At 68.4% G+C, this 21,474-nt stretch carries 19 protein-coding genes; 9 read left to right on the top strand and 10 right to left on the bottom strand.

Translation table 11 applies throughout. The annotated features are described in order from the left end of the window. Window positions 1-9 precede the first annotated feature (9 nt). Window positions 10-1,005: an asparaginase gene (locus tag AB0P11_RS15370; protein WP_056278407.1), complete on the bottom strand. Its 996-nt coding sequence runs from the start codon at window positions 1,003-1,005 to the stop codon at window positions 10-12. A 91-nt stretch (window positions 1,006-1,096) separates the two neighbouring features. Between AB0P11_RS15370 and AB0P11_RS15375 the strand changes: the two genes are divergently transcribed. Next, window positions 1,097-1,591: an OsmC family protein gene (locus AB0P11_RS15375; protein WP_053099076.1), complete on the top strand. Its 495-nt coding sequence runs from the start codon at window positions 1,097-1,099 to the stop codon at window positions 1,589-1,591. 12 nt (window positions 1,592-1,603) lie between these two features. Here the strand turns inward: AB0P11_RS15375 and AB0P11_RS15380 are convergent, their stop codons facing one another. Beyond that, window positions 1,604-2,383, bottom strand: coding sequence for a lysophospholipid acyltransferase family protein (locus AB0P11_RS15380; RefSeq protein ID WP_072591116.1), 780 nt, complete (start codon window positions 2,381-2,383; stop codon window positions 1,604-1,606). A 123-nt stretch (window positions 2,384-2,506) separates the two neighbouring features. Between AB0P11_RS15380 and AB0P11_RS15385 the strand changes: the two genes are divergently transcribed. Together AB0P11_RS15385 and dxr are read left to right on the top strand one after the other, a co-directional pair. Then, entirely contained in the window at window positions 2,507-3,496 is a 990-nt protein-coding gene (locus AB0P11_RS15385; RefSeq protein WP_053095772.1) for an FKBP-type peptidyl-prolyl cis-trans isomerase, read from the top strand. Window positions 3,497-3,532: 36 nt separating this feature from the next. Further along, window positions 3,533-4,615, top strand: coding sequence for a 1-deoxy-D-xylulose-5-phosphate reductoisomerase (dxr, locus tag AB0P11_RS15390; protein ID WP_056278413.1), 1,083 nt, complete (start codon window positions 3,533-3,535; stop codon window positions 4,613-4,615). Between the two features lie 84 nt (window positions 4,616-4,699). Here dxr and AB0P11_RS15395 read toward each other — a convergent pair whose 3' ends face one another. From AB0P11_RS15395 to AB0P11_RS15405, 3 genes are all read right to left on the bottom strand, one after another. Continuing rightward, window positions 4,700-6,322, bottom strand: coding sequence for a UDP-N-acetylmuramoyl-L-alanyl-D-glutamate--2,6-diaminopimelate ligase (locus AB0P11_RS15395; RefSeq protein WP_056278416.1), 1,623 nt, complete (start codon window positions 6,320-6,322; stop codon window positions 4,700-4,702). Between the two features lie 89 nt (window positions 6,323-6,411). Then, the gene (locus tag AB0P11_RS15400) at window positions 6,412-7,107 is read right to left on the bottom strand and encodes a YcnI family protein (protein WP_363522832.1); all 696 of its coding nucleotides are present in this window, start codon (window positions 7,105-7,107) and stop codon (window positions 6,412-6,414) included. A gap of 88 nt (window positions 7,108-7,195) precedes the next feature. Then, window positions 7,196-7,768, bottom strand: a complete 573-nt coding sequence (locus tag AB0P11_RS15405) for a hypothetical protein (protein ID WP_056278422.1) — start codon at window positions 7,766-7,768, stop codon at window positions 7,196-7,198. A gap of 82 nt (window positions 7,769-7,850) precedes the next feature. On the opposite strand from AB0P11_RS15405, the gene AB0P11_RS15410 reads away from it, so the two are divergent. Continuing rightward, entirely contained in the window at window positions 7,851-9,167 is a 1,317-nt protein-coding gene (locus AB0P11_RS15410) for a site-2 protease family protein (protein WP_150115054.1), read from the top strand. 43 nt (window positions 9,168-9,210) lie between these two features. Here the strand turns inward: AB0P11_RS15410 and AB0P11_RS15415 are convergent, their stop codons facing one another. After that, window positions 9,211-11,094, bottom strand: coding sequence for a chorismate-binding protein (locus AB0P11_RS15415; RefSeq protein ID WP_363522834.1), 1,884 nt, complete (start codon window positions 11,092-11,094; stop codon window positions 9,211-9,213). A 230-nt stretch (window positions 11,095-11,324) separates the two neighbouring features. On the opposite strand from AB0P11_RS15415, the gene ispG reads away from it, so the two are divergent. Continuing rightward, on the top strand, window positions 11,325-12,476 hold the full coding sequence (ispG, locus tag AB0P11_RS15420; protein ID WP_187249498.1) for a flavodoxin-dependent (E)-4-hydroxy-3-methylbut-2-enyl-diphosphate synthase: 1,152 nt from the start codon (window positions 11,325-11,327) through the stop codon (window positions 12,474-12,476). Window positions 12,477-12,559: 83 nt separating this feature from the next. After that, on the top strand, window positions 12,560-13,426 hold the full coding sequence (locus tag AB0P11_RS15425; RefSeq protein WP_363522837.1) for a hypothetical protein: 867 nt from the start codon (window positions 12,560-12,562) through the stop codon (window positions 13,424-13,426). A 7-nt stretch (window positions 13,427-13,433) separates the two neighbouring features. On the opposite strand, the gene AB0P11_RS15430 is transcribed toward AB0P11_RS15425, so the two are convergent. Both AB0P11_RS15430 and AB0P11_RS15435 read right to left on the bottom strand, forming a co-directional pair. Beyond that, window positions 13,434-14,126 carry a nucleotidyltransferase domain-containing protein gene (locus tag AB0P11_RS15430; protein WP_363522838.1) on the bottom strand — a complete coding sequence of 231 codons (693 nt, stop codon included), beginning with the start codon at window positions 14,124-14,126 and terminating at the stop codon, window positions 13,434-13,436. Window positions 14,127-14,166: 40 nt separating this feature from the next. Continuing rightward, entirely contained in the window at window positions 14,167-15,582 is a 1,416-nt protein-coding gene (locus AB0P11_RS15435) for an RNB domain-containing ribonuclease (RefSeq protein ID WP_363522840.1), read from the bottom strand. A gap of 163 nt (window positions 15,583-15,745) precedes the next feature. Here AB0P11_RS15435 and AB0P11_RS15440 point away from each other — a divergent pair, with 163 nt between their 5' ends. Both AB0P11_RS15440 and AB0P11_RS15445 read left to right on the top strand, forming a co-directional pair. After that, a complete protein-coding gene (locus AB0P11_RS15440) occupies window positions 15,746-16,516 on the top strand; it encodes an isocitrate lyase/phosphoenolpyruvate mutase family protein (RefSeq protein WP_053095782.1) in 771 nt (256 codons plus the stop codon). A 43-nt stretch (window positions 16,517-16,559) separates the two neighbouring features. Beyond that, window positions 16,560-18,317, top strand: coding sequence for a proline--tRNA ligase (locus AB0P11_RS15445; protein ID WP_363522842.1), 1,758 nt, complete (start codon window positions 16,560-16,562; stop codon window positions 18,315-18,317). Window positions 18,318-18,383: 66 nt separating this feature from the next. Here AB0P11_RS15445 and AB0P11_RS15450 read toward each other — a convergent pair whose 3' ends face one another. Then, entirely contained in the window at window positions 18,384-18,887 is a 504-nt protein-coding gene (locus tag AB0P11_RS15450) for a pyridoxamine 5'-phosphate oxidase family protein (RefSeq protein WP_053095784.1), read from the bottom strand. A 117-nt stretch (window positions 18,888-19,004) separates the two neighbouring features. On the opposite strand from AB0P11_RS15450, the gene AB0P11_RS15455 reads away from it, so the two are divergent. Continuing rightward, complete coding sequence (locus tag AB0P11_RS15455; RefSeq protein WP_053095785.1) at window positions 19,005-20,045, top strand: TIGR00730 family Rossman fold protein; 1,041 nt, start codon at window positions 19,005-19,007, stop codon at window positions 20,043-20,045. Here AB0P11_RS15455 and AB0P11_RS15460 read toward each other — a convergent pair. Continuing rightward, entirely contained in the window at window positions 20,014-21,369 is a 1,356-nt protein-coding gene (locus AB0P11_RS15460) for an FAD-dependent oxidoreductase (RefSeq protein ID WP_082586622.1), read from the bottom strand. The genes AB0P11_RS15455 and AB0P11_RS15460 overlap by 32 nt on opposite strands. Window positions 21,370-21,474 lie beyond the last annotated feature (105 nt).

Here is a 21,474-nt window from a genome sequence, read left to right on the forward strand (position 1 = left end):
GTCTCCTGGTCAGATGGCACTGCCGGGGCGAACGGCTCCGACCGTCGCCCCACCGCCGAGCACCTCGAGAGGCAGCGCGGCGGCGAGTGTCGCCACGTCCGAATCGGTGAGCCCGCCTGCGCGCGCCAGCAGAGTCGCCGCCACGATGGTCGACGCGCGCGCCCCGCCGTCGAGCATCTTCAGCGCGACGGTCGTGCCGTTCGGGGCGACCATGACCATGATCCCTTCGGCACCGCCCTTCGCGAACACGCCGAGTGTCTCGATCGCGATGGTGTCCGGGCGCCCCGGGCCGTCGATCGTCCACGGGTGCTCACGCACCGCGCGCACCAGCGAGCCGGCCACCCGGTGCAGGGCGAAGGGCGAGCGGTCCGAGGCGGTGCCGATCCGGTGGATCGATCGGGCGAGGCCCGTCAGCGTGATCGCGTATACCGGGGCGCCGCAGCCGTCGATGGCCGTGTGAGCGACCTTCTCGCCGGTGAGACGCTCGATCACGTCGCGGATGTGCAGCTGAAGGGGATGCGCCGGGTCCAGGTAGCTGTCGGTCGGCCAGCCCGTCGCGACGCAGGCACGGAGCATGGCCGCGTGCTTGCCCGAGCAGTTCATGCGGATACGTGTCTGTGCGCCGTGTTCGCGCACGAGCTCGTCGCGAGCGGCGGTGTCGCCCGGCCACGCCGGCGGGCAGCCCAGGTGGTCCTCGGTGAGACCGCCCTCGGTGAGCACGTTGCGAACCACGGAGGCATGACGATCCGTGCCGCTGTGGCTCGCGGTCGACATGGCGAGCTGCTCGTCCTCGAGAGCGGCACCCGCGGTGATGCACGCCACGGCCTGCAGCGGCTTGAGGCTCGAGCGCGGAAGTATCAGGGCGTCGGCGTTGCCGTATCGAGCGACGACGTCGCCGTCGGGTGAGAGGACCACCGCCGCCCCCGCGTGGCGGGACTCAATGAACCCGCTGCGTTCGACGACGGCGAGTTCCACGGCATCTTGAACGGTGAGAGTCTCCAGCACCTCCCCAGGATATCGTCGGATGGGTGTCGACCGTGCCACCGGCACATCGTCCGGCACATCGTCCGGCAGAGTCGAGTGGCAGACTGTCGATATGGCAGATCGACTCGCGCCGCTCGGCGAGCACCGTTACTCACTCACCTCGACCTGGACCGGAAACTCTGGCACCGGCACCAGCGGCTACCGCGAGTATCGACGCGATGTCACGCTCGAGGTCGACGGCAAGCCCGACATCCTGGCCTCAGCCGATAAGCCGTTCCGTGGCGATCCGTCCCGGTGGAACCCTGAGGATCTGCTCCTCGCCTCCCTGTCGCAGTGCCATCTGCTCTCGTATCTGCACGCGTGCGTGACGGCTGGCGTCGTCGTCGTCTCCTACCGCGATACGGCCTCCGGCATGATGCGAGAGGACGGGCGCGGCGGCGGCGCGTTCGTCGAGGTGATGCTGCGGCCCGAGGTCGTCGTCGCGGACGCCTCGATGAGAGAGGCGGCCGAACGTGCCCATGCCCAGGCGAACGCATGGTGCTTCATCGCGAATTCGATGAACTTCCCCGTGCGGCACGAAGCCTCGGTCCGCGCCGAGCAGAGCTGAGCGGCGGCGGCGTCAGCGGCGCTCGTGGGGCAGCGCCTGCTTGATCTTCTCGATGGTGCCCTGCGCGGGAGCCTCGTTGTAGGCGTCCGCCAGTTCCTGCCCGGACAGGGCATGGATCGCGGCCATGATCTCGTCCGTCGCGAGTCTGCGGGCGCGCCCGCTCGTGGCGGGTCCGTGGGGCGAGAGGTCGAGAGGTTCGCCGAAGCGCACGGTGATGCGCTCCTTCAGGGTCGGCATCTTGGCGCCGACGGGCATCACCTTGTCCGTGCCGACGAGGCCGACCGGCACGACCGGCGCACCGGTCTGCAGGGCGAGGAACGCCACGCCGGTGCGTCCCTTGTAGAGGCGTCCGTCCGTCGAGCGCGTGCCCTCCGGGTAGAGGGCGACAGCGAGGCCCTCATCGAGAAGCTGACGCTGCACGTCGAGTGCGTCGAGGGCGGCCTTCCCCGCTCCACGGCGGACCGAGATCGCCCCGATGGACTCGAAGAACGTCTTGCTGAGCCAGCCCTTGAATCCAGGGCCCTCGAAATACGTGGACTTCGCGAGGAAGTGCACGGGCCTCGGTGCGGCGACCGGGATCGCGATCGAGTCGATGAACGACAGGTGGTTGCTCGCGAAGATGACCGGGCCGTCCTTCGGGACGTTCTCCCTGCCTTCGATGCGGGGCCGGTAGATCGTGCGCGCGAGGGGCGTGATGAGGCTGCGACCGAGCGCATAGGCGAAGCCGGCGTGTCGAGGCTTCTCAGTCTCTGCGGGCGAAGTTTCGGGCTCCACGGACTGCTCTGACGTCATCAGAGCAGATTACCCCGGCGATCATGCCCCAGTGGGAATGAAGCGCCGGAGCGAGTCTCCCAGCATCGGCAAAGGGGTATGGGGGATGATGGGGTGTCCCGCCCGCGATCCTGAGGTTCCACTGTGCGCAAGCGTCCGCTTATCGTCCTGTCCACCGTCGCCGCGGCGACCCTTCTGCTGGCCGGGTGCGCCGGAGGCTCGGACCCCGAGTCCACGAGCACTCCTGACCCTGCCGCCGAGACCTCCTGCCTGGCGGACATCGCGTCGGGCGCCGGCTCCGATGCCGTGACCGTCGAGGGATCCGGGGCAGACGCCAAGGTCACGGTGCCGGCGGGCACCGACCTCGCGGAGGCCGAGCGCTCGGTCGTCGTCGAGGGTGACGGCGATGACGTCATGCCCGGCGATCTCGTGTCTCTGCGCTACCAGCTCATCGACGCCACCACCAACGAGGTGCTCAGCACCTCGGAGCGGGGCCCCGACGGGGTACTGTCAGCCCTGCTCGCGGTGCAGCAGCCTCAGCAGATCGTCGACCCGACGCAGTCCACGGTGTTCACGGTGGCGGCCGAGTGCCTCCCGATCGGTTCGAGTGTCGTGCTGACGCTCCCCGCCGCGCAGGAGGGCATGAACCCGAGCGTCCTCTACGTCGAGACGATCGAACAGCTTCCTACGACCGCATCCGGCTCTGACGTCGACGCGACCGAAGGCATGCCGACCGTGAAGCTCGACGACGAGGGCTCGCCGACGATCACGCTCCCGGACTCCGATGCTCCCGCCGAGACGGAGGTGGCCGTCCTCAAGCAGGGCGACGGCGCCGTCGTCGGCGCAGGCGACCTGGTCACTGTGCAGTACCGCGGTGTGAAGTGGTCGGACGGCTCGGAGTTCGACTCCAGCTGGAGCCGGGATGCAGCTCCCTCGCAGTTCCAGACCAGCGGCGTCGTGACGGGCTTCAAGATGGCACTCGAGGGCCAGAAGGTCGGTTCGCAGGTCATCGTCGCCATGCCTCCGAAGGATGGCTATGGCGAGGGCGAGATCAACGACACCGATCTGACCGGCGAGACCCTGGTCTTCGTCGTCGACATCCTCGCGACCACACCGATCGAACAGGCCCAGTAAGAGGGAGGGGTCGAGGGCTTGCCATAGGCTGGCGGCATGCGTCGCATCATCGTCCTCGGCTCCACCGGCTCCATCGGCACACAGGCGCTCGACGTCATCCGGGCGAATCCACGTCGCTTCGAACTCGTCGGGCTCGCGGCCGGAACGAATGCCGAGATGCTCGCAGAGCAGGCTGCCGCTTTCGGGGTCGAGAACATCGCGCTCGGCGCGACCGAGGCCGAGCAGCTCGTGCGTGACGTCGAGGCTGACGTCGTTCTCAACGCGATCACCGGATCGATCGGACTCGGCGCCACTCTCGCGGCGCTGAAGGCGGGAAGAACGCTCGCTCTCGCGAATAAGGAGTCCCTCGTCGTCGGAGGCGAGTTGGTGCGCGCAGCAGCTGCCCCTGACCAGATCGTCCCGGTCGACTCCGAGCACTCGGCGCTCGCCCAGGCGCTGCGAAGCGGCACGCACGCCGAGGTGCGCCGCCTGGTCGTGACGGCATCCGGTGGTCCGTTCCGGGGCCGTTCGCGTGATCAGATGCTCGATGTCGCGCCGCAGGAAGCGCTCGCGCACCCCACCTGGGACATGGGCCGGATGGTTACGACGAACTCCGCGACGCTCGTGAACAAGGGACTCGAGGTGATCGAGGCGCACCTGCTGTTCGATGTCGCCTACGACGACATCGAGGTCGTGGTGCACCCGCAGTCCATCGTGCATTCGATGGTCGAATTCATCGACGGCTCGACGATCGCTCAGGCGTCCCCGCCCGACATGCGTCTGCCGATCTCGCTGGGTCTCGACTGGCCGAGCCGTGTGGGCGGCGTCGGTCGCCCGCTCGACTGGACTCAGGCGACCTCCTGGACCTTCGAGCCGCTCGACAACGACGCGTTTCCGGCGGTCGATCTCGCGAAGTCCGTCGGTCGTGCGGCTGCCACTTTCCCTGCGGTCTACAACGCGGCCAACGAGCAGGCCGTCGATGCCTTCCACGAGGGTCGCCTGCCGTTCCTCGGGATCGTCGACACGATCTCTCGGGTCGTCGACTCCCACGAGCCCCCGCAGACGCTGACGGTCGAGTCGCTGGCGGATGCCGAGGAGTGGGCGCGCCGCAAAGCCGACCAGCTCATTGCTCGAGCCTGACCGAACGGTTCTGGGCGGTATTCCGCCCAGGCCGCGCGGTCGACCAGGGCGCGGATGCGGTCGTCGACGGCATCCGCGCCCGGTTCAGTCCTCGTCCGGGTAGGGGACCGGCCAGTGCGAATCGGGCACGGGCCATCCGGCTGCTCGGAGGGCACGACGCGCCAGCTCGCGGGCCGAGTACGGCGTGCGAACGCCCCGGATGTCGCGATAGTCCTGGTGGCCGGGTCCCGCCCACAGGATCGAGTCGCCTTCGCCGACCAGGCCCACGGCCGCCACGATGGCCGTCTCGGGAGGCGAGTACTCATGGATCTGCGCGTCCGGGCGCGCGGCGCGTGCGCCGGCCACGAGAGTGGCTCTGATCGAGTCGGGGTCTTCGAAACGGGGGTGGTGGTCCGTGACGACGAGGATGTCGCTGCCCTCGACGGCCGTGCGCGCCATGTCGTAGCGCTTGCTGGCATCGCGGTCGCCATCGGCGCCGAAGAGCATCAGCACCTTGCCCGGTGTGACACGGCGGACCGCGGCGAGCGTCTTCTCGAACGCGTCGGGGGAGTGCCCGAAGTCGACGAAGACGACCGGGCCGGAGTCGCCGGAGACGAGCTGGGTGCGACCGGGAAGGTGCGCCAGAATGCCACCGTCGCGATCGAGTGCCGTGGCGATTCGATCCCAGGCGTAGCCGCCCTCGAGCAGCATCACGATGGCGAGTGCTGCGTTCGCGGCCATGTGCGGACCGATCACGGGAACCGTCGTCGTGAGCCTGCCTGCCGGGCCGGTGAGAGTGAACGTGGTGCCGGACGCGCGTTCGTCGTCGATCACGACGACCCAGTCGGCACGGGCCGCGGCATCGGGGTCGGCGGCGATGGAGGGCGTGCCGACGGTGACCACGGGGATCTCCGAGCGCTGAACGACCGTGGCGCCCGACGGGGAATCGAGGCATACCACTGCGCGGGTCGCTCGATCCGGACGGAAGAGCGGCAGCTTCGCCTCGAAGTACTCCTCCATGTCGACGTAGTCGTCGAGGTGGTCATGGCTGAGGTTGGTGAAGCCGGCGACGTCGAAGCGGATGCCGTCGACGCGATGACGTGAGAGCGCCTGCGCGCTGACCTCGACGGCCACGGCTTCGACATCGCGCTCGCGCATCAAGGCGAGGAGCGCGTGCATCTCGGATGCCTCAGGAGTGGTGAGTCTCGACACGATCACCTCGCCGGCGATGTGTCGTTCGGCGGTCGATGAGAGTCCGGTGACGACGCCGAGCTGGTCGAGGATGCCCTCAAGGAGGTGCGAGACACTCGTCTTGCCGTTCGTCCCGGTCGTCGCGAACAGCAGCGGGAGCGGCTCGCCTGCGCCGGTGCCGTAGACCCAGGCGCTGAGGGCGCCGAGGACTGCGCGCGGGTCGTCCACCACGAGCACGGGCAGGCCCGCGGGTTCGGCGATCTCGGCGCCGTCCTCATCCGTGATGATCGCGACAGCGCCCTTCTCCGCGGCGGTGACCGCGAAATCGGCGCCGTGGCGGTTCACGCCTCGGATCGCGACGAACGCCTCGCCGGGGCGGAGATCGGCGGTGGCCAGGGTGATGCCGGACAGGGTGACACCGGTCACCTCGCCACGGACGTCTCGTGCGAATCGAGAGGCGAGTTCGGACAGCTCACGCCGGGGCGGGTTCGCGGGGCGGAGCACGGGAGGCAGGCTCGGTTGTTGTTCAATCGACATGTCCCTTTCATGATCTCACGCCCGCGGCGCGATGACCGGGTGCGGCACGTCTCCCCGGCCGCATGCGATCGGGGAGACGTGCCGGCGCGTCACGCCGCGCGGCGGTACGCCAGTACCGAGACCACGAGCGCGGCGATGCCGGCGACGAGGCCGCCTGCGCCCAGCGCCGTGCCGACCGCACTCGCGGATCCCGCATCGTCGGCCGCGTCCGCAACGGCAGAGTCTGCATCTCCCGCATCTTCGGCAGAGTCATGCTCGCCGTGCCCGCCGGCAGCGGCCGCGGTCACCTCGACCACGGGAGCGGGCGCGTCGAGGCTGTGCGGGTCCTCGCCGTCCTCCGCGAGCTGTGTCCATTCGGTGCTGCCTTCGACGCAGGTCTGGATCACGGGGAAAGCGAGGGAAGCGGGTGTGTTCTCGTCGAGGCCGACCGCCATGCTGACCGCTCCGCGCAGCTCGTTGGGCACCGGTGCGACGGCGGTGTACGTCACGGCGCTGACGAGTCCGTCGTCGCCCTTCTCGATGTCGATCGTCCAGTCGCTGTCCATGGTGGGCGCGACCGACGCGAGCCCCTCCGGCATCGTGACCTTCAGCGAGGTGGTCGGAGAGTTCTCGCAGCCGTGCGCGAACGAGAAGGTCAGAACGCCGTGGTCTCCTGCGCTCAGCTCGTCGGGGCTGACGCTGACGTGTGCGCTGGCCATGGCCGGGATGGCGAGTGCGAGGATCGCACCCCCGATGAGGCCTGCGGTGACGTTGCGACGGGTGGTGCGGGTGTTGGTGGAACGCATGGTGGTACTCCTGTGTGCTGATCTGCGGGCGCGTCGGTGTGCGCGTCGTCCGCGGGAAGGGGAAACGCCTCGGGGAGGCGATGCGAGATCAGACGAGTGCGGGAGGCCCGCGGCGGGAGACCGACGCAGCGAGAAGGTCCTGATCCGGCAGCCGGATCGAGAGTACGGGGAGCGCGGGGGGCTCGGACAGAGGGCGGAACACGGCGACCGCGTGACGAAGGCGAGCCCGCACCCATCCGGCGATGGCCCGCACCGACGATTCGCCGTGGCACAGCAGCGCAGTGGTGAGGATCGCCGCGACGACGTGGCCGATGAGCATGAGAGAGTCGGGGGCGGTCGTCGCGACCACCGGGCCCAGAGCTGCGAGATCGAGGTGGTGCTGATGTCCCGCCGGTGCCGCCGTTCCGGTCGGCGTGCCGAGCAGCTGGAACACCAGGTGGAAGAGCCCCTGGCTGATCAGCACCGTCAGAGCGATCCGCGCGCGAGACATCCCTACGCCGATGAGCAGCGCGGCGAGCGGGACCAGGAGGATCGCCACGGCGACCACGAGGAGCGGATGCGGCGCGGCCCCGCCAGCGGTGGTGTGCGATGCGGCGGCGACGAGAGTCGCAGCACCGGATGCCGTCGCTGCGCGCAGAAGTCGCAGCTGGCGGGAGGTCACGGGACAAGCCTAACCGTGCGAGGCGGTCGCCCCGTGCAGCTCTGGGGGCGTATTCCTAGGCGTCGAGCACTAGCTTGGGGGAGTGGAAGCACTGCTCTATCTGGCCGGCATCGTGTTCATGCTGATCGGCCTCGGTCTGTCGATCGGTCTGCATGAGGTCGGACATCTCCTGCCGGCCAAGCTGTTCGGCGTGCGCGTCGGCCAGTACATGATCGGCTTCGGTCCGAGGATCTGGTCCAAGCGAATCGGCGAGACCGAGTACGGGTTCAAGCTGCTGCCGCTCGGTGGGTTCATCTCGATGTCGGGGATGTACCCGGCTTCCGCCGCATCGGGGCCTGCGAAGGGCGTGTTCAGCGCTCTCGTCCAGGACGCACGGACGGCGAATGACGAGACGATCGCCGAGGGCGCTGAGGACCGCGTCTTCTACCGGCTTCCCGTGTGGAAGCGCGTCATCGTGATGCTCGGCGGTCCGCTGATGAATCTGATCCTCGCGGTCGTGATCTTCACCGTCCTCGTCTCCGGGATCGGCGTCCAGCAGGGAACCACGACGATCGCTTCGGTGAACGAGTGCGTGCTCCCCGCCGGCTCATCGGCGACCGAATGCACGCCGGACGATCCGGCCACGCCCGCGGCAGAAGCCGGGATCCTCCCGGGCGACGTCCTCGTGTCCGTGGACGGGCAGCCGGTGTCGACGTTCGCTCAGGCGACCGCCATCGTGCAGGCGGCGCCGGGCGAGACCCTGGAAATGGTGGTGCTGCGGGACGGTGCCGAGGAGACGCTGAGCATCACGCCTATCGAAGCTGAGCGCACCATCACGGATGCGAGTGGGCAGCCCGTCCTCGACGACGACGGGCAACCCGTCGTGCGAGAGGTCGGCTACGTGGGTATGGCCGCTCAGATGGGCTTCGTGCCGCAGCCGCTCTCCGCCGGCCCCCAGATGGCCGCGGACACCGTCGCCCGCGTGGGGTCGATGATCGTCACCCTTCCCGTTCGGATCTGGGACGTGGGCGTCTCACTGGTCACCGGTTCGGAGCGGGACCCGAATGGACCCTTGAGTGTCGTCGGGGTCGGACGCATCGCCGGTGAGGTCGCAGCGACCGATGCGCCGGTCCTCAATCGGTTCTCCGTGCTTCTCGGACTTCTCGGCTCCCTGAACGTGGCCCTGTTCGTGTTCAACCTGATTCCGCTGCTGCCGCTCGACGGCGGTCATGTCGTGGTCGCCCTGTGGGACGGCATAAGGCGCGCCTGGGCGAAGCTGTTCCGCCGTCCGCCGCCCGCGCCCGTCGACGCGACCAGGCTCGTGCCGCTCACGGTCGTCGTCGCCACGCTTCTCATCGCGATGGGGGCCGTGCTGCTCCTCGCCGACGTGTTCAACCCCGTGAAGCTCTTCGGAGGTTGAGCGGCCGGTGCGGCCGATCCACCGGACTGCGCCCGGTCGAGGATCAGCTGAGCGCGTGCGTGACCAGGCGCTCGAGAGTGCGGATGCCGTCGCGGGACAGGATCGATTCCAGGTGCCCCTGCACCGACGCGAAGCGGTCGCCGCGAAGCGCATAGACGTCGCCCGATTCCGGGTCTGCCGACACCTCGACCGAGCCGATCGACGTCGTGCCCGGAGCAACCCTGGCGGTGAAGGTGTTGTAGAAGCCGATCGAGGCGTTCTCGCCGAACACGGGCACCGCCTTCTGCAGCCCCTGGTGTGGCGCCGTGAGGGGTGTCAGTTCGATGCCGAAGCGATCACTGAGGATCTGGTGGCTCAGGCATACCGCGAGCAGTGGCGCCTCGGCGTCGACGCGTCGGGACACGACCTCACGCAGTCGGGTGATGCGGTCGCTCTCGACGTCACGGGGGTCGCCGGGGCCCGGACCCGCGACAACGAGATCGGCTGCATCGAGCTCCGCGTCGTCGGCCTCGCTCCAGGCGCGGATCGCGACGTCGAGTCCCAGGTGGCGCAGCTGATGCGCCAGCATCGTGGTGAAACGATCCTCTGCATCGACGACGATCGCCGATCGCCCGGCGAAAGGACCGCTCAGGTCATCGCCCTGCGGATTCAACCAGAAGTCCGCGAGCCGCGCATTGCGGGACGAGAGGAGCTCCGAGACCGCGGGGTCGTCGGCAAGCGTCTGCGGCCGACCCGGGGCGTCCGCGTCGTCGCGGGCTTCGGCGACGCGGTCTCGGTCGATCGCTCCGATCGCGCCGAGCACCCCAGCGGCCTTGCCATGCGTCTCCGACACCTCGCCGTGGGGATCCGAGTGCCGAACCAGGGTCGCACCCACCGGGACGCTGAGCGATCCGTTCTGCAGGTACACGGTTCGGATGAGGATCGGGGCGTCGAGGTCGTGACCGCCGTCGACGTTCGGAGTGAACAGTGCGGCGACGCCCGAGTAGTATCCGCGGGGCTTCTTCTCGTGCCGGCGGATCACCGCGCATGCGTTCTGCATCGGCGAGCCCGTCACCGTCGGCGCGAACATCGTCTCGCGCAGGATGTCCCGCGGGTCGAGCGTGCTGCGCCCGCGGAGCATGTACTCCGTGTGCGTGAGGCGGGACATCTCCTTCAGATGCGGGCCGGTGATGCGCCCACCGTCGGAGCAGACGGCGCTCATCATCTTGAGCTCCTCGTCCACGACCATGAAGAGCTCCTCGGTCTCCTTGGTCGACGAGAGGAAGTCCACCAGGGTGTCCCGAGTCGCTCCGCCGGCCGGGTGGCGGAAGGTGCCCGAGATCGGGTTCATGGTGACGACGCCGCCCCGCGCGACGACATGCGCCTCGGGGCTCGCGCCGACGGCGATGTGTCCGGGCGTGACGACCGCGAAGGTCCAGTAGGCGCCGCGTTCGTGCGTGAGCAGGGCGCGGAACCAGGTGAGGGCCGCCGTGCGGTCGTCGACGTCGATCTCGGCGGTGAAGTCGCGGCGGATCACGAAGTTCGCGCCCTCGCCCCGTCCGATCTCGTCGGCGATCACGGTCTCGACGATCCGGGCGTAGTCGTCGTCGGCGATGTCGAAGCCGCCGTCACGAAGGGGGACAGGGGCGGAAGGGAGTTCGGCGACCAGTTCGGAAGCCGGGAGATGCAGATGCTCGTCGACCACGATGCATCGCAGCGGCGCGCCGTCGTCTTGGGCGACGAACCCGCGCTCGCGCACCTGGCGGTACGGCACCATGGCGAAGATCTCGCGAAGGGTGCCCTCGATCGTGAGCGGGATGTCGGCGAGCAGGTCGACGTCGACGACCTCGCCTGTGAGCAGCTCGACGGTGTCGGCGCCGTCGCGGGCGATCAGCACGAACGAGGCCGTGGGATCTGCGGTGAGCTCGGCAAGACGTGAGAGGGTCATCGGTGTCTCCTGTGCGTGGCTCCGGCTCGGCTCAACGAAAAGACCGCCCCGGAGGCGGTCTGGATTCGTGGGAACGCGAACACACCGCCTAAGAGGCGGGCCACCAGGTGAAGTTCGCGAGCATGGGCTGAAAACTATCACACCGAACGCCGCGTTCCCGGTCGTATGACTCGCATCCGAGCCGGGCGACATCCAGCCTGTGTGCATTCAGGCGGCGTAGGCTGGGGGTTGTGCCAGCAGTGAATCTTGGGATGCCGAAGATCCCCGAAGTCCTCGCCCCGCGCCGCAAGTCTCGCCAGATCAAGGTGGGCAAGGTGCTCGTGGGTGGTGACGCTCCCGTCACCGTGCAGTCCATGACGACGACGAAGACGACGGACATCAACGCGACCCTCCAGCAGATCGCCGAGCTGACCGCGTCCGGATGCGAGATCGTCCGTGTCGCCGTCCCTCATCAGGACGACGCCGACGCGTTGAAGATCATCGCCATGAAGAGCCAGATCCCGGTGATCGCCGACATCCACTTCCAGCCGCGCTACATCTACACCGCCATCGATGCGGGATGCGGCGCCGTGCGTGTGAACCCCGGGAACATCCGGGAGTTCGACGGCAACGTCGGCAAGATCGCGGAGGCGGCCAAGGCCGCGGGTGTCTCTCTGCGGATCGGTGTCAATGCCGGGTCGCTCGACCGGCGCATCCTCACCAAGTACGGCAAGGCGACGGCTGAGGCCCTCGTCGAGAGTGCCGTCTGGGAGGCGTCGCTGTTCGAGGAGCACGACTTCCACGATTTCAAGATCTCGGTCAAGCACAACGACCCGATCGTCATGGTGAAGGCCTACCGCCTGCTCGCCGAGCGGGGCGACTGGCCGCTGCACCTCGGTGTGACTGAGGCCGGTCCGGCGTTCCAGGGCACGATCAAGAGCGCCACGGCGTTCGGCATCCTGCTCGGTGAGGGCATCGGAGACACCATCCGCGTCTCACTGTCCGCACCGCCGGCCGAGGAGGTCAAGGTCGGTCACCAGATCCTGCAGTCGCTGAACCTGCGAGAGCGCAAGCTCGAGATCGTCTCGTGCCCCTCGTGCGGGCGCGCGCAGGTCGACGTGTACACGCTCGCCGAGAACGTGACCGAGGGTCTCAAAGACATGACGGTGCCGCTGCGCGTCGCCGTCATGGGATGCGTCGTGAACGGTCCCGGCGAGGCGCGGGAGGCTGACCTCGGGGTCGCCTCGGGCAACGGCAAGGGACAGATCTTCGTCAAGGGCGAGGTCATCAAGACCGTGCCGGAGGCCGACATCGTCGCGACGCTCATCGAAGAGGCGAACCGCATCGCGGCCGACATGGGGCCGGAAGCGCCTCTCGGCACCGCGCAGGTCGTCACGGTCTGACCGCGGAGCGTTCCCTCGCTCGGACTCGAAAGCGGGTCCTGTCGGCGGGGACGGCGACCATCCAGCACACCTCAAGGAGCTCCATGTCCTCGTCAACTGTCGTGTCCTTCGCCGGTGGCGACGTCTCGGGTTCGAGCACCGTCGCGCGAGTCGAGTCGACTCCCGCAGGTGTCGTCGTCGTCGTCGACGCGACGCCCTTCCACCCCGTCGACCACACCTGGCCCGATCAGCCGGGAGACAGCGGCGAGATCGCGCAGGACGGTTCGAGTGTCCGCGTCTCCGAGGCTGTGATGGCAGCGGTCTCCGACGAGGGCGAGTTCGCCGTAGCATCCGACATCCCGGTGAAGCGCGGCGCCGAGGGATGGACATGGCTCGTCGGCCATCCGCTGGAGGGGAAGGCCCCGTCCTGGCTGGTCGAGGGCGCACGTGTCGAGCTGTCGGTCGATTCGTCCCGGCGGGCTGGTCTCAGCCGCGGACATACGGCCTGCCACCTCGCGTCGTTGGCGCTCGACCTGGCTCTCGCCGACCTCTGGCGGAAGGATCCGGGCGAGGATGCTCTGGGCAACCCGAACTTCGAGGGGAAGGCCAATCAGTCCAGCCGCATCCACGTCGACGGTGCTGTGGACGAATACCGACTGGGAAAGAGCATGCGCCGGGCAGGCTTCGACACGGAGACCTTCGCGACGACGCTCGCTGAGCGCGAGGCGGCGATCAACGCTCAGCTGGCCGAATGGGTGGCCTCCGGCGCATCGAGCAGGGTGCTGACCGAAGGCCCGACGATCGTGGACCGCCGTACTTGGCACTGCGACCTGCCGGAGGGCACGGCCGAGATCCTCTGCGGCGGCACGCACGTGGCGTCCCTCGCCGAGTTCGTCTCGATCTCGGTGACACTCGACCTGACCGATCCGCAGCTGCTGGTCATGACGACGCGGGCCGTGCCCGCATCCTGAGCCCCGCTCAGCGCACGAAGCCGCTCTGCACCCGGCCGCCCGCGCGGATGAGCTCGTCCTCGACCCGGGCGGCGAAGGCGGCGTAGTCCCGCGCGAGCTGAGGGGTGCTCAGGAGGTCGGCACGCTCGCGACTGAGGCTCCGAAGCCGTCGCGGAAGCCACTTGCCCGTCGCCGTCCAGCGTCCTTCGCTCAACAGCATGAGCTCCGCCATCCTCTCGAACAGGATGGCGGCCTCGACCTGCTGCTCCAGCGCATCCGTCGCATCCCTGAGATCGTCGAGCACATCGGTGATGACGTATCGGCGAAAGGCGGACTCCTTCGCGCTCAGGGAGGGGCCGTCGTCGAGCACGCTCCGCCATCGAGCGCGCAGCGCGGAGAGGCGACCGTCGTCTCGGATCGCGATGCCTTCGACGAGCATGTGCACCGTCACCGGTCGATGCTGTGCGACGCCGCGGTCGGCCCACTCGTCGAATCCCGCCGGGGTGTATGCGAAGACCTCGAAGATCTCGCCCTCGAACTCGTGCGTCGAGGCCTCACTCGTCTGCTCCTCGACCGCGAAGAGGCGGTCGCCGAGAAGCAGCAGATCGATGTCGCTCGATGGCGTCCGCTCACCGCGCGCGGTGCTCCCCGCCACTACCGCGACGTCTGCCCCGGGATAGTGAGCGTCGACGAATCGTTCAGCGATGGCGAGGTGGTCCACGCCGCCAGCGTAGCGTCCCTCCGCGTGTGTTCCGAGAGAGTCAGACGGCGAACTCGATCTCACCTCGGGTGACGTCCACCCGCTCGACACGGAGGCGCACGATCGCGCCGGGGACGGTGTCGGGCGGCACAGGGGCGGAGGCCGTCACGGCGGGATCGGCGATCTGGACGGTCGCGCGCTCACCGCGCATCTCGATGACGGTCGCGTCGACGGATGCGCCGACCAGCGGTGTCATCAGCGCAGCTTCGACGCAGTTGATCGTCGCGGAATCGAGTCGGGAGGCACGCTGGCCGGACTCCTGCATCAGTGCAGGAAGCTCGGCGAGGGACTCGCGCACCCAGCCCGGAACCTCGCGACGCTCGGATGCGGCGAGGCAGACAGTGAGCGACCAGCGGTCGACGAGACGCCGCAATGGTGCGGTGGCATGAGCGTAGGGGGCGGCGATCGCCGCCTGTTCCGTGTCGGGCGGTACCGGGCCGTCGAAGGTCACATACCCCGCTCCGCGGAACAGGGACGCCGCAGCTTCGAGGATCGGGAGGGTCATGGGGTCTTCGCGGTCCAGCTCGCGGAGGTAGTCACCATACCTGCCGGTCGTCCACGGCCGGCCGAGGGCCTCGGTCTGGTGGCGGAACGCCTCGAACGACTTCTCATCGGGCTGGGGCATCGTCCGCAGGATCCCGATGCCTGCGTCGATCATGAGCGACGCGGCTGCCATGCCCGTCATGAGCGACAGCTGAGCATTCCATTCCTCGACAGGAAGCGGATGCCGGCGTTCGATGGCGAAGGTTCCGTCGACGCCCCGCACGACCTCTTCGTCCGGCAGGTTCAGGCTCGCACCGCCCCGCAGCTTCTCCTGCGCGATGCGGAGCGCGCCGATCTCCGGCAGGAGCTCGGCGGGACCCGCCTCGCCCTGATCGAGTGCCGCCTGCGTGCTGGCGTAGTCGAGCTGCGCGCGCGAGCGGATCAGCGCTCGTTCGAGCCGGAACTCCTCGACGACTCCCGCGGAATCCAACGCGAAGGTCCAGACGAGCGCGGGGCGATCCACATCGGCCAGCAGTGACGCACGATCCTCGCTCAACACCTTCGGATGCAACGGGATCGTGCCGTCCGCTGCATACAGGGTCTGACCTCGCCGACGGGCTTCCGCATCGACAGCGCCGCCCGGTCGCACGAAAGCGGGTACATCGGCGATCGCGTAGCGGACGGTGTAGCCGGATTCCCGGCGCTCGAGGTGGAAGGCCTGGTCGAGGTCGCGCGACCCGAGCGGATCCAGGGTGGCGAACGGGATGTCGCGCAGATCGAGCTCTGGGGTCGCAGCATCCGAGGCTGCAGCCTCCGCCAGGACCGCCGCAGGGAAGTCCGTGGGGGCGCCCAGAGATTCCCGCAGGGTGGCGAGCGCGACGGCGAGCTCGGTCTGCGCGGCTGACGGAGCAACGTGGGATCGGCGCTGAGGCATGACCCCACACTAGATCCTTCGCTTTCGCGAGCCGGTGCCGTCGGGGCAGCACCGCGGGAGCCGAGGGGTCGAGCCGTCAGCCGTAGCGGTGCGCACCACCCGGAACCTGAGATTCGCGTGTCCGTCCGGCCCCGACCGGAATACTGGGCGTTAGCGTGGGGGCATGACCACTGCTGCGAAAGCCCAGACCCTGATCGGACTCTACGAAGCTCCGGAGATCCTCCGCGTCGTGAACGTGTGGGACGTCGTGTCCGCCCGCGCCGTCGCGAAGCTTCCCGAGACGAAGGCGATCGCGACGGCCGGACACGGCATCGCCGCCTCGTTCGGCTTCGAGGACGGCACCATCACCCGCGACATCATGATCGACATGGTCGGCCGCATCGCCGCATCCGTCTCCGTTCCGGTGACCGCCGACCTCGACGACGGATACGGCGACGCAGGAGAGACCACGCGACTCGCGATCGGCGCCGGCGTGGTGGGTGCCAACGTCGAAGACCGCCTGAAGCCGTTCGACGAGTCGGTCGCGGCCGTCGAGGCCATCGTCAAGGCCGCCGAGGCCGAGGGGGTTCCGTTCGCTCTGAACGCTCGTACCGACGCTTTCGTGCGCGCCGGCCACCGTCCTGTCGCCGAGAGCATCGCCGATGCGATCCAGCGCGGCCGGGCGTTCCTCGACGCCGGCGCCACGGCTGTCTTCGTTCCGGGCATGCTCGACGCCAACATCACGCGTCAGCTCGTGGAGGGGCTCGGCGAGGGCAAGCTCAGCGTCATCGGGCTTCCCGGCACCCTCGCCGCCTCGGAGTACGAGAAGCTCGGTGTGGCCCGCATCTCCTATGGCCCGCTCCCTCAGCGGGTCGCCCTGACCGCGGTCCAGGATCTTGCGGCAAGCCTCTACGCGGGCGGCGTGATCCCGAACGGCCTGCCCGCGCTCAACTGACGCATCGCGAAAACGAGCGACCACCGGTCAGTAGACTTGCCCGGTGGTCACTCGTCTTTCGAAATTCTTCCTCCGCACGCTCCGTGAAGACCCTGCAGGCGCAGAGGTCGCGAGCCACAAGCTGCTGATCCGCGCCGGGTACATCCGGCCGCAGGCTGCCGGTATCTTCGCGTGGCTCCCGCTGGGTCTCCGCGTGAAGGCCAAGATCGAGACCGTCGTCCGCGAGGAGATGGCCGCGGCAGGCGCACAGGAGGTGCACTTCCCGGCTCTCATGCCCCGCGAGTCGTATGAGGCGACCGGACGCTGGGACGAGTACGGCGACCTGCTGTTCCGTCTCCAGGACCGCAAGGGCGGCGACTACCTGCTCGCCCCGACGCACGAAGAGGCCTTCACGCTGCTCGTGAAGGACCTGTACTCGTCGTACAAGGATCTTCCCCTCACGCTCTACCAGATCCAGGACAAGTACCGCGATGAGGCGCGTCCGCGGGCAGGACTGCTTCGCGGACGCGAGTTCACGATGAAGGACGCCTATTCGTTCGATTCCTCCGATGAGGGTCTCGATCTCAGCTACCAGGCTCAGCGCGATGCCTACGAGCGCATCTTCCAGCGCCTGGGTCTCGAGTACGTCATCGTCCAGGCGGATGCCGGAGCGATGGGCGGTTCGCGGAGCGAGGAATTCCTGCACCCGACTCCCGTCGGCGAGGACACGTTCGTCCGCAGCGCCGGCGGATACGCCGCCAATGTGGAGGCATTCACGACCGCCGTTCCCGACGCCATCGCGTTCGACGCGGATGCGGCACCGGTGATCTTCGACTCGCCGAACACGCCCACGATCGAGACTCTCGTCGCGCACTCGAACGTGCACCTCGACGGCGACTACACGGCTGCGGACACGCTCAAGAACGTCGTGCTCGCGCTCACGCACCTCGACGGCACCCGTGAACTCGTCGTCGTCGGCATCCCCGGCGACCGCGAGGTCGACGAGAAGCGGGCCGAGGTCGCGTTCGCGCCCGCCGAGGTCGAGACCGCCTCGGCAGACGACTTCGAGAAGAATCCGCTGCTCGTCAAGGGCTACATCGGCCCCTGGTCGCCCACGGGAGCTGTGCTCGGCGAGGAATCGGCTACCGGCATCCGCTACCTGGTCGACCCCCGTGTGAGCGAGGGCACGAGCTGGATCACCGGTGCGAACCTCGACGAGAAGCACGCGCATTCGGTTGTCGCCGGACGTGACTTCTTCGCCGACGGCATCGTCGAGATCGCCGACGTCCGCGCGGGCGATCCGGCTCCTGACGGCTCCGGTCCGGTCGAGCTCGCGCGCGGAATGGAGATCGGTCACGTGTTCCAGCTGGGTCGCAAGTACGCGGACGCGCTCGGACTCAAGGTGCTCAACGAGAACGGCAAGCTCGTCACGGTCACGATGGGGTCGTACGGCATCGGCGTGACGCGCATCCTGGCGATCATCGCCGAGTTGAACAACGACGAGAAGGGTCTCATCTGGCCGGCATCGGTCGCGCCCTTCGATGTGCAGGTCGTGGCTGCCGGTCGTGACCAGGTGGCCTTCGACGTGGCAGCTGAGCTCTCCGCTCAGCTCGAGTCCGCCGGTCTCGACGTGCTCTACGACGACCGCCCGAAGGTCTCGCCCGGAGTCAAGTTCGGAGACGCCGAGCTCGTTGGCGTTCCGCAGATCGTCATCGTCGGCCGAGGGGCCGCGGACGGTCAGGTCGAGCTGTGGGACCGGCGCACGGGGGATCGCAGCGCGGTGTCCGTCGCCGACGCCGTCGATCAGCTGACCCAGCGCTGACCTCGACGACAGAGAAATGCCGCGCACCTCACCGGGTGCGCGGCATTCTGTCGTTCGGAGCGGACGTCAGCAGACGATCCGGCCGTGGTTCATGATGTCGTCATCGGGCGTGTCCTTGGTCACGAGGGCCTTGAGCGCGCCGGCCGCCATCGCGATCTTGCCCTTGGAGGGCTCCCAGAACTCGGTCACCGTCGGCGTCACCTTGAGAAGTGCGATGCCGGGAGTGTCCAGCCCGTCCTCGAACCAGATGTCGAGCGAGGGCGAATAGAGCTCTTCCATCTTCGCGCGGTCGTGCACCACGGACGCGTTGCCGGCCACCGACACGTATCGCATGCCCTTCGCGTCGCAGTACGAGAGGCCGACCTGTCGATGGGCGCGCGCCTCCTCGACCTTCTCGGTGTCTTCGGCGGTGAAGAACCAGATGTCGCCGGCGTCGTCCATCTGCCGGGTCGACATCGGCCTGCTCACGAGGTTGCCGTCGTCGTCGGTGGTCGTCAGCATCGTGAAGTCGATGTCCTCGACGAGTTCGGTGACGCGTGCCAGTGCTTCCGGTCCAGTGATCTCTGTCATGCAGCCACTGTGCCGCAGGAGACCTGACTTGGCACGGGCGTTGACACGGGGACGTGAGCGTGGTGAGGGCGGCGTTGCGGCGGCCCGCCCGACGCGCTCCCATGACAGGCTGAGGGCATGACCGACGAACCGCTGACGGCGTCGCTGAGCGCCGAGATCAACAACGTCCTCGACGAAGCAGGCGTCAAGACCGATCGCAGGCTCGTGATGCGCATGATGCGCACAGCGGTCCTGCTGGGGGAGGACGGCACGAACCGCCTCGATCTCAAGATCGCCTCCGCCGCCCTCGCCGAGATGCGGGACGCCTTCCGCTTGTTCGCACCGTTCGAAGGGGTGCCGAAGGTCACGGTGTTCGGCTCGGCGCGTACCCTCCACGACGATCCGCTCTACGTCCAGGCGCGTGATGTCGCGGCTGCTCTCGCAGCGGACGGATGGATGGTGGTGACCGGAGCAGGACCGGGAATCATGCAGGCTGCCGCTGAAGGTGCCGGCCCCGCGCTCTCGCTCGGCGTGTCGATCAGGCTGCCGTTCGAGGAGAAGGCCAACAGCCTGATCGCGGCGAGCGAGCATGTGGTGGCGATGAAGTACTTCTTCACCCGCAAACTCATGCTCATCAAGGAGTCCAGCGGCTTCATCTGTCTCCCTGGCGGATTCGGCACCCTCGACGAGATGTTCGAGCTGCTGACCCTCCAACAGACCGGAAAGGCCGAGCCGACGCCGATCGTGCTGCTCGACGAGCCGGGAGGCACGTTCTGGAACGGCCTCAAGCGATTCATCGACGAGGACCTGGCGCCGACAGGGGTGATCTCGGAGGGCGACTTCGATCGCGTGGTCATCACCGACTCCGTCGAGTCGGCAGCCGCCGTGATCGCCGGGTTCTGGCGCAACTACGACTCGCTGCGCTGGGTGGGGGACTCGCTCGTGCTGAGACTGCGTGGAGAGCCGACGGACGAAGAGCTCGAGGATCTCAACGACCGGTTCGCCGGGATGCTGGCGAGCGGACGGATCGAACGGACAGCTCCGCGGTCGCCGGAGGTCGCAGACGACGATCTGCTGCACCTTCCTCGTCTCTCCCTGCATCTCGACCAGCGACAGGTCGGCAACCTGTTCCGTCTGATCGGCGCGATCAACTCGCTGGAGTCCGCTCCCGCGCTGTGATGCCTGCCGCGAATTCCGCCAGGTCGATCGACCGACCGAGAATGCGCTCAGCGGCGCGGTGCCCCGAGTAGTACGCGGCCCCCACGGTCGCCGGCTCGTCGCCCCATGTCGCCTCACCGGCGAAGTGCAGCACTGCGTCGACCGGCCCCGCGAGCTCGTCGTGGTCGTGGTGTGACGAGCCGACCGCGAGATGCGAGTACGACCCGTTCGAGAACTCGTCCTGTCCCCATCGCGTGATCCAGTGCGCGGTGGGGTCGCCGACGGCATCCGGGTAGAGGAACCGCAGGGCGCTCACGACGTCCGCGACGACCTCCTCATCCGACAGATCCTGCATCCGGCGGCCGAACGGGCCGGCGGCGAAGGTCAGCAACGTCGGGATCCCGCTGACCGCCGAGACGTCGTACCAGGAGTGCCAGTGCTCACCGGCCTCGCCGAGCGCCCGGAGAACGTAGCTGTCCTCGCGCCAGAAGCGCTCCGGGAACTGGATGAACACCTTGTTGAACACCCCCATGCCCAGTCGCGCGATCGGTCCGGCGACAGCCTCGGGCAGGGGAGGGGCGAACTCGATCGACTCCGCCTTGAGCACGCCGAGCGGCACGGTCACCAGCGCGTTGCGGGCCGAGAACTCTCCGTTCCGGGTCGACACGGTGACGCCCCGGTCGGTCCGCTCGATGCGGGTGACGACGTGACCGAGTCGGATGTCGAGACCGGCGGCGATCCGACGCGGGAGCTCATCGTAGCCGCGCGGGAAGATGACCTCGTCGCCGTCGATCGCATCCTCGTCGAGCCCGTGCGCGTCGAGGTCCCCGACCCATGCACCGCACTGCTCCTCGACGCGGTGACGGAAGAACTCGCGGACCTCATCGATGCGCTCCGGCTCGAAGCCCGAGCGGTCGAGCGCGCGCTCCGTGACATCCAGATAGGTGTCGCCGGGGGAGGACCGGGTGATCTCCTCTGCCAACAGTCGATCTGCTTGCTCGACATCGGCGACCCACTGAGAAGTGCTCGCAGGATCCATCGCCCTGCCCTCCCCGTCGAAGTTCTCGATCGGCCTGCCTCCGGCCTGGAAGCTGCCGACGGTGTACTCGAGGGTGGGGATGCCGAGCGCCTGCACGAGATCCCACAGCGGGGAGTCGTCGATGCCGTGGACCCACGACGCACCGCGATCGACGGGAAAACCCGCAGCGCGGTCGGTGTGCATCCTGCCCCCGACGCGATCCCTCGCCTCGAGGACGATGACGTCGGCTCCGGCGTCGTCGAGCATGCGGGCCGCCGTCACACCCGACATCCCTGCCCCGATCACGATGGTGTCGTACGTCGTCACTGAGTCCTCCTGCGCGCTCGGCACCGCGTCGGTGCGGCCGCCTCCGTGGCATCGGGCGGTGGGCACAGGGTATCGTGGTACGGATGTCGCGCGTGAACACCCGCG

Source organism: Microbacterium sp. NPDC079176 (genome assembly GCF_040686675.1).
Taxonomy (GTDB): Bacteria; Actinomycetota; Actinomycetes; order Actinomycetales; family Microbacteriaceae; genus Microbacterium.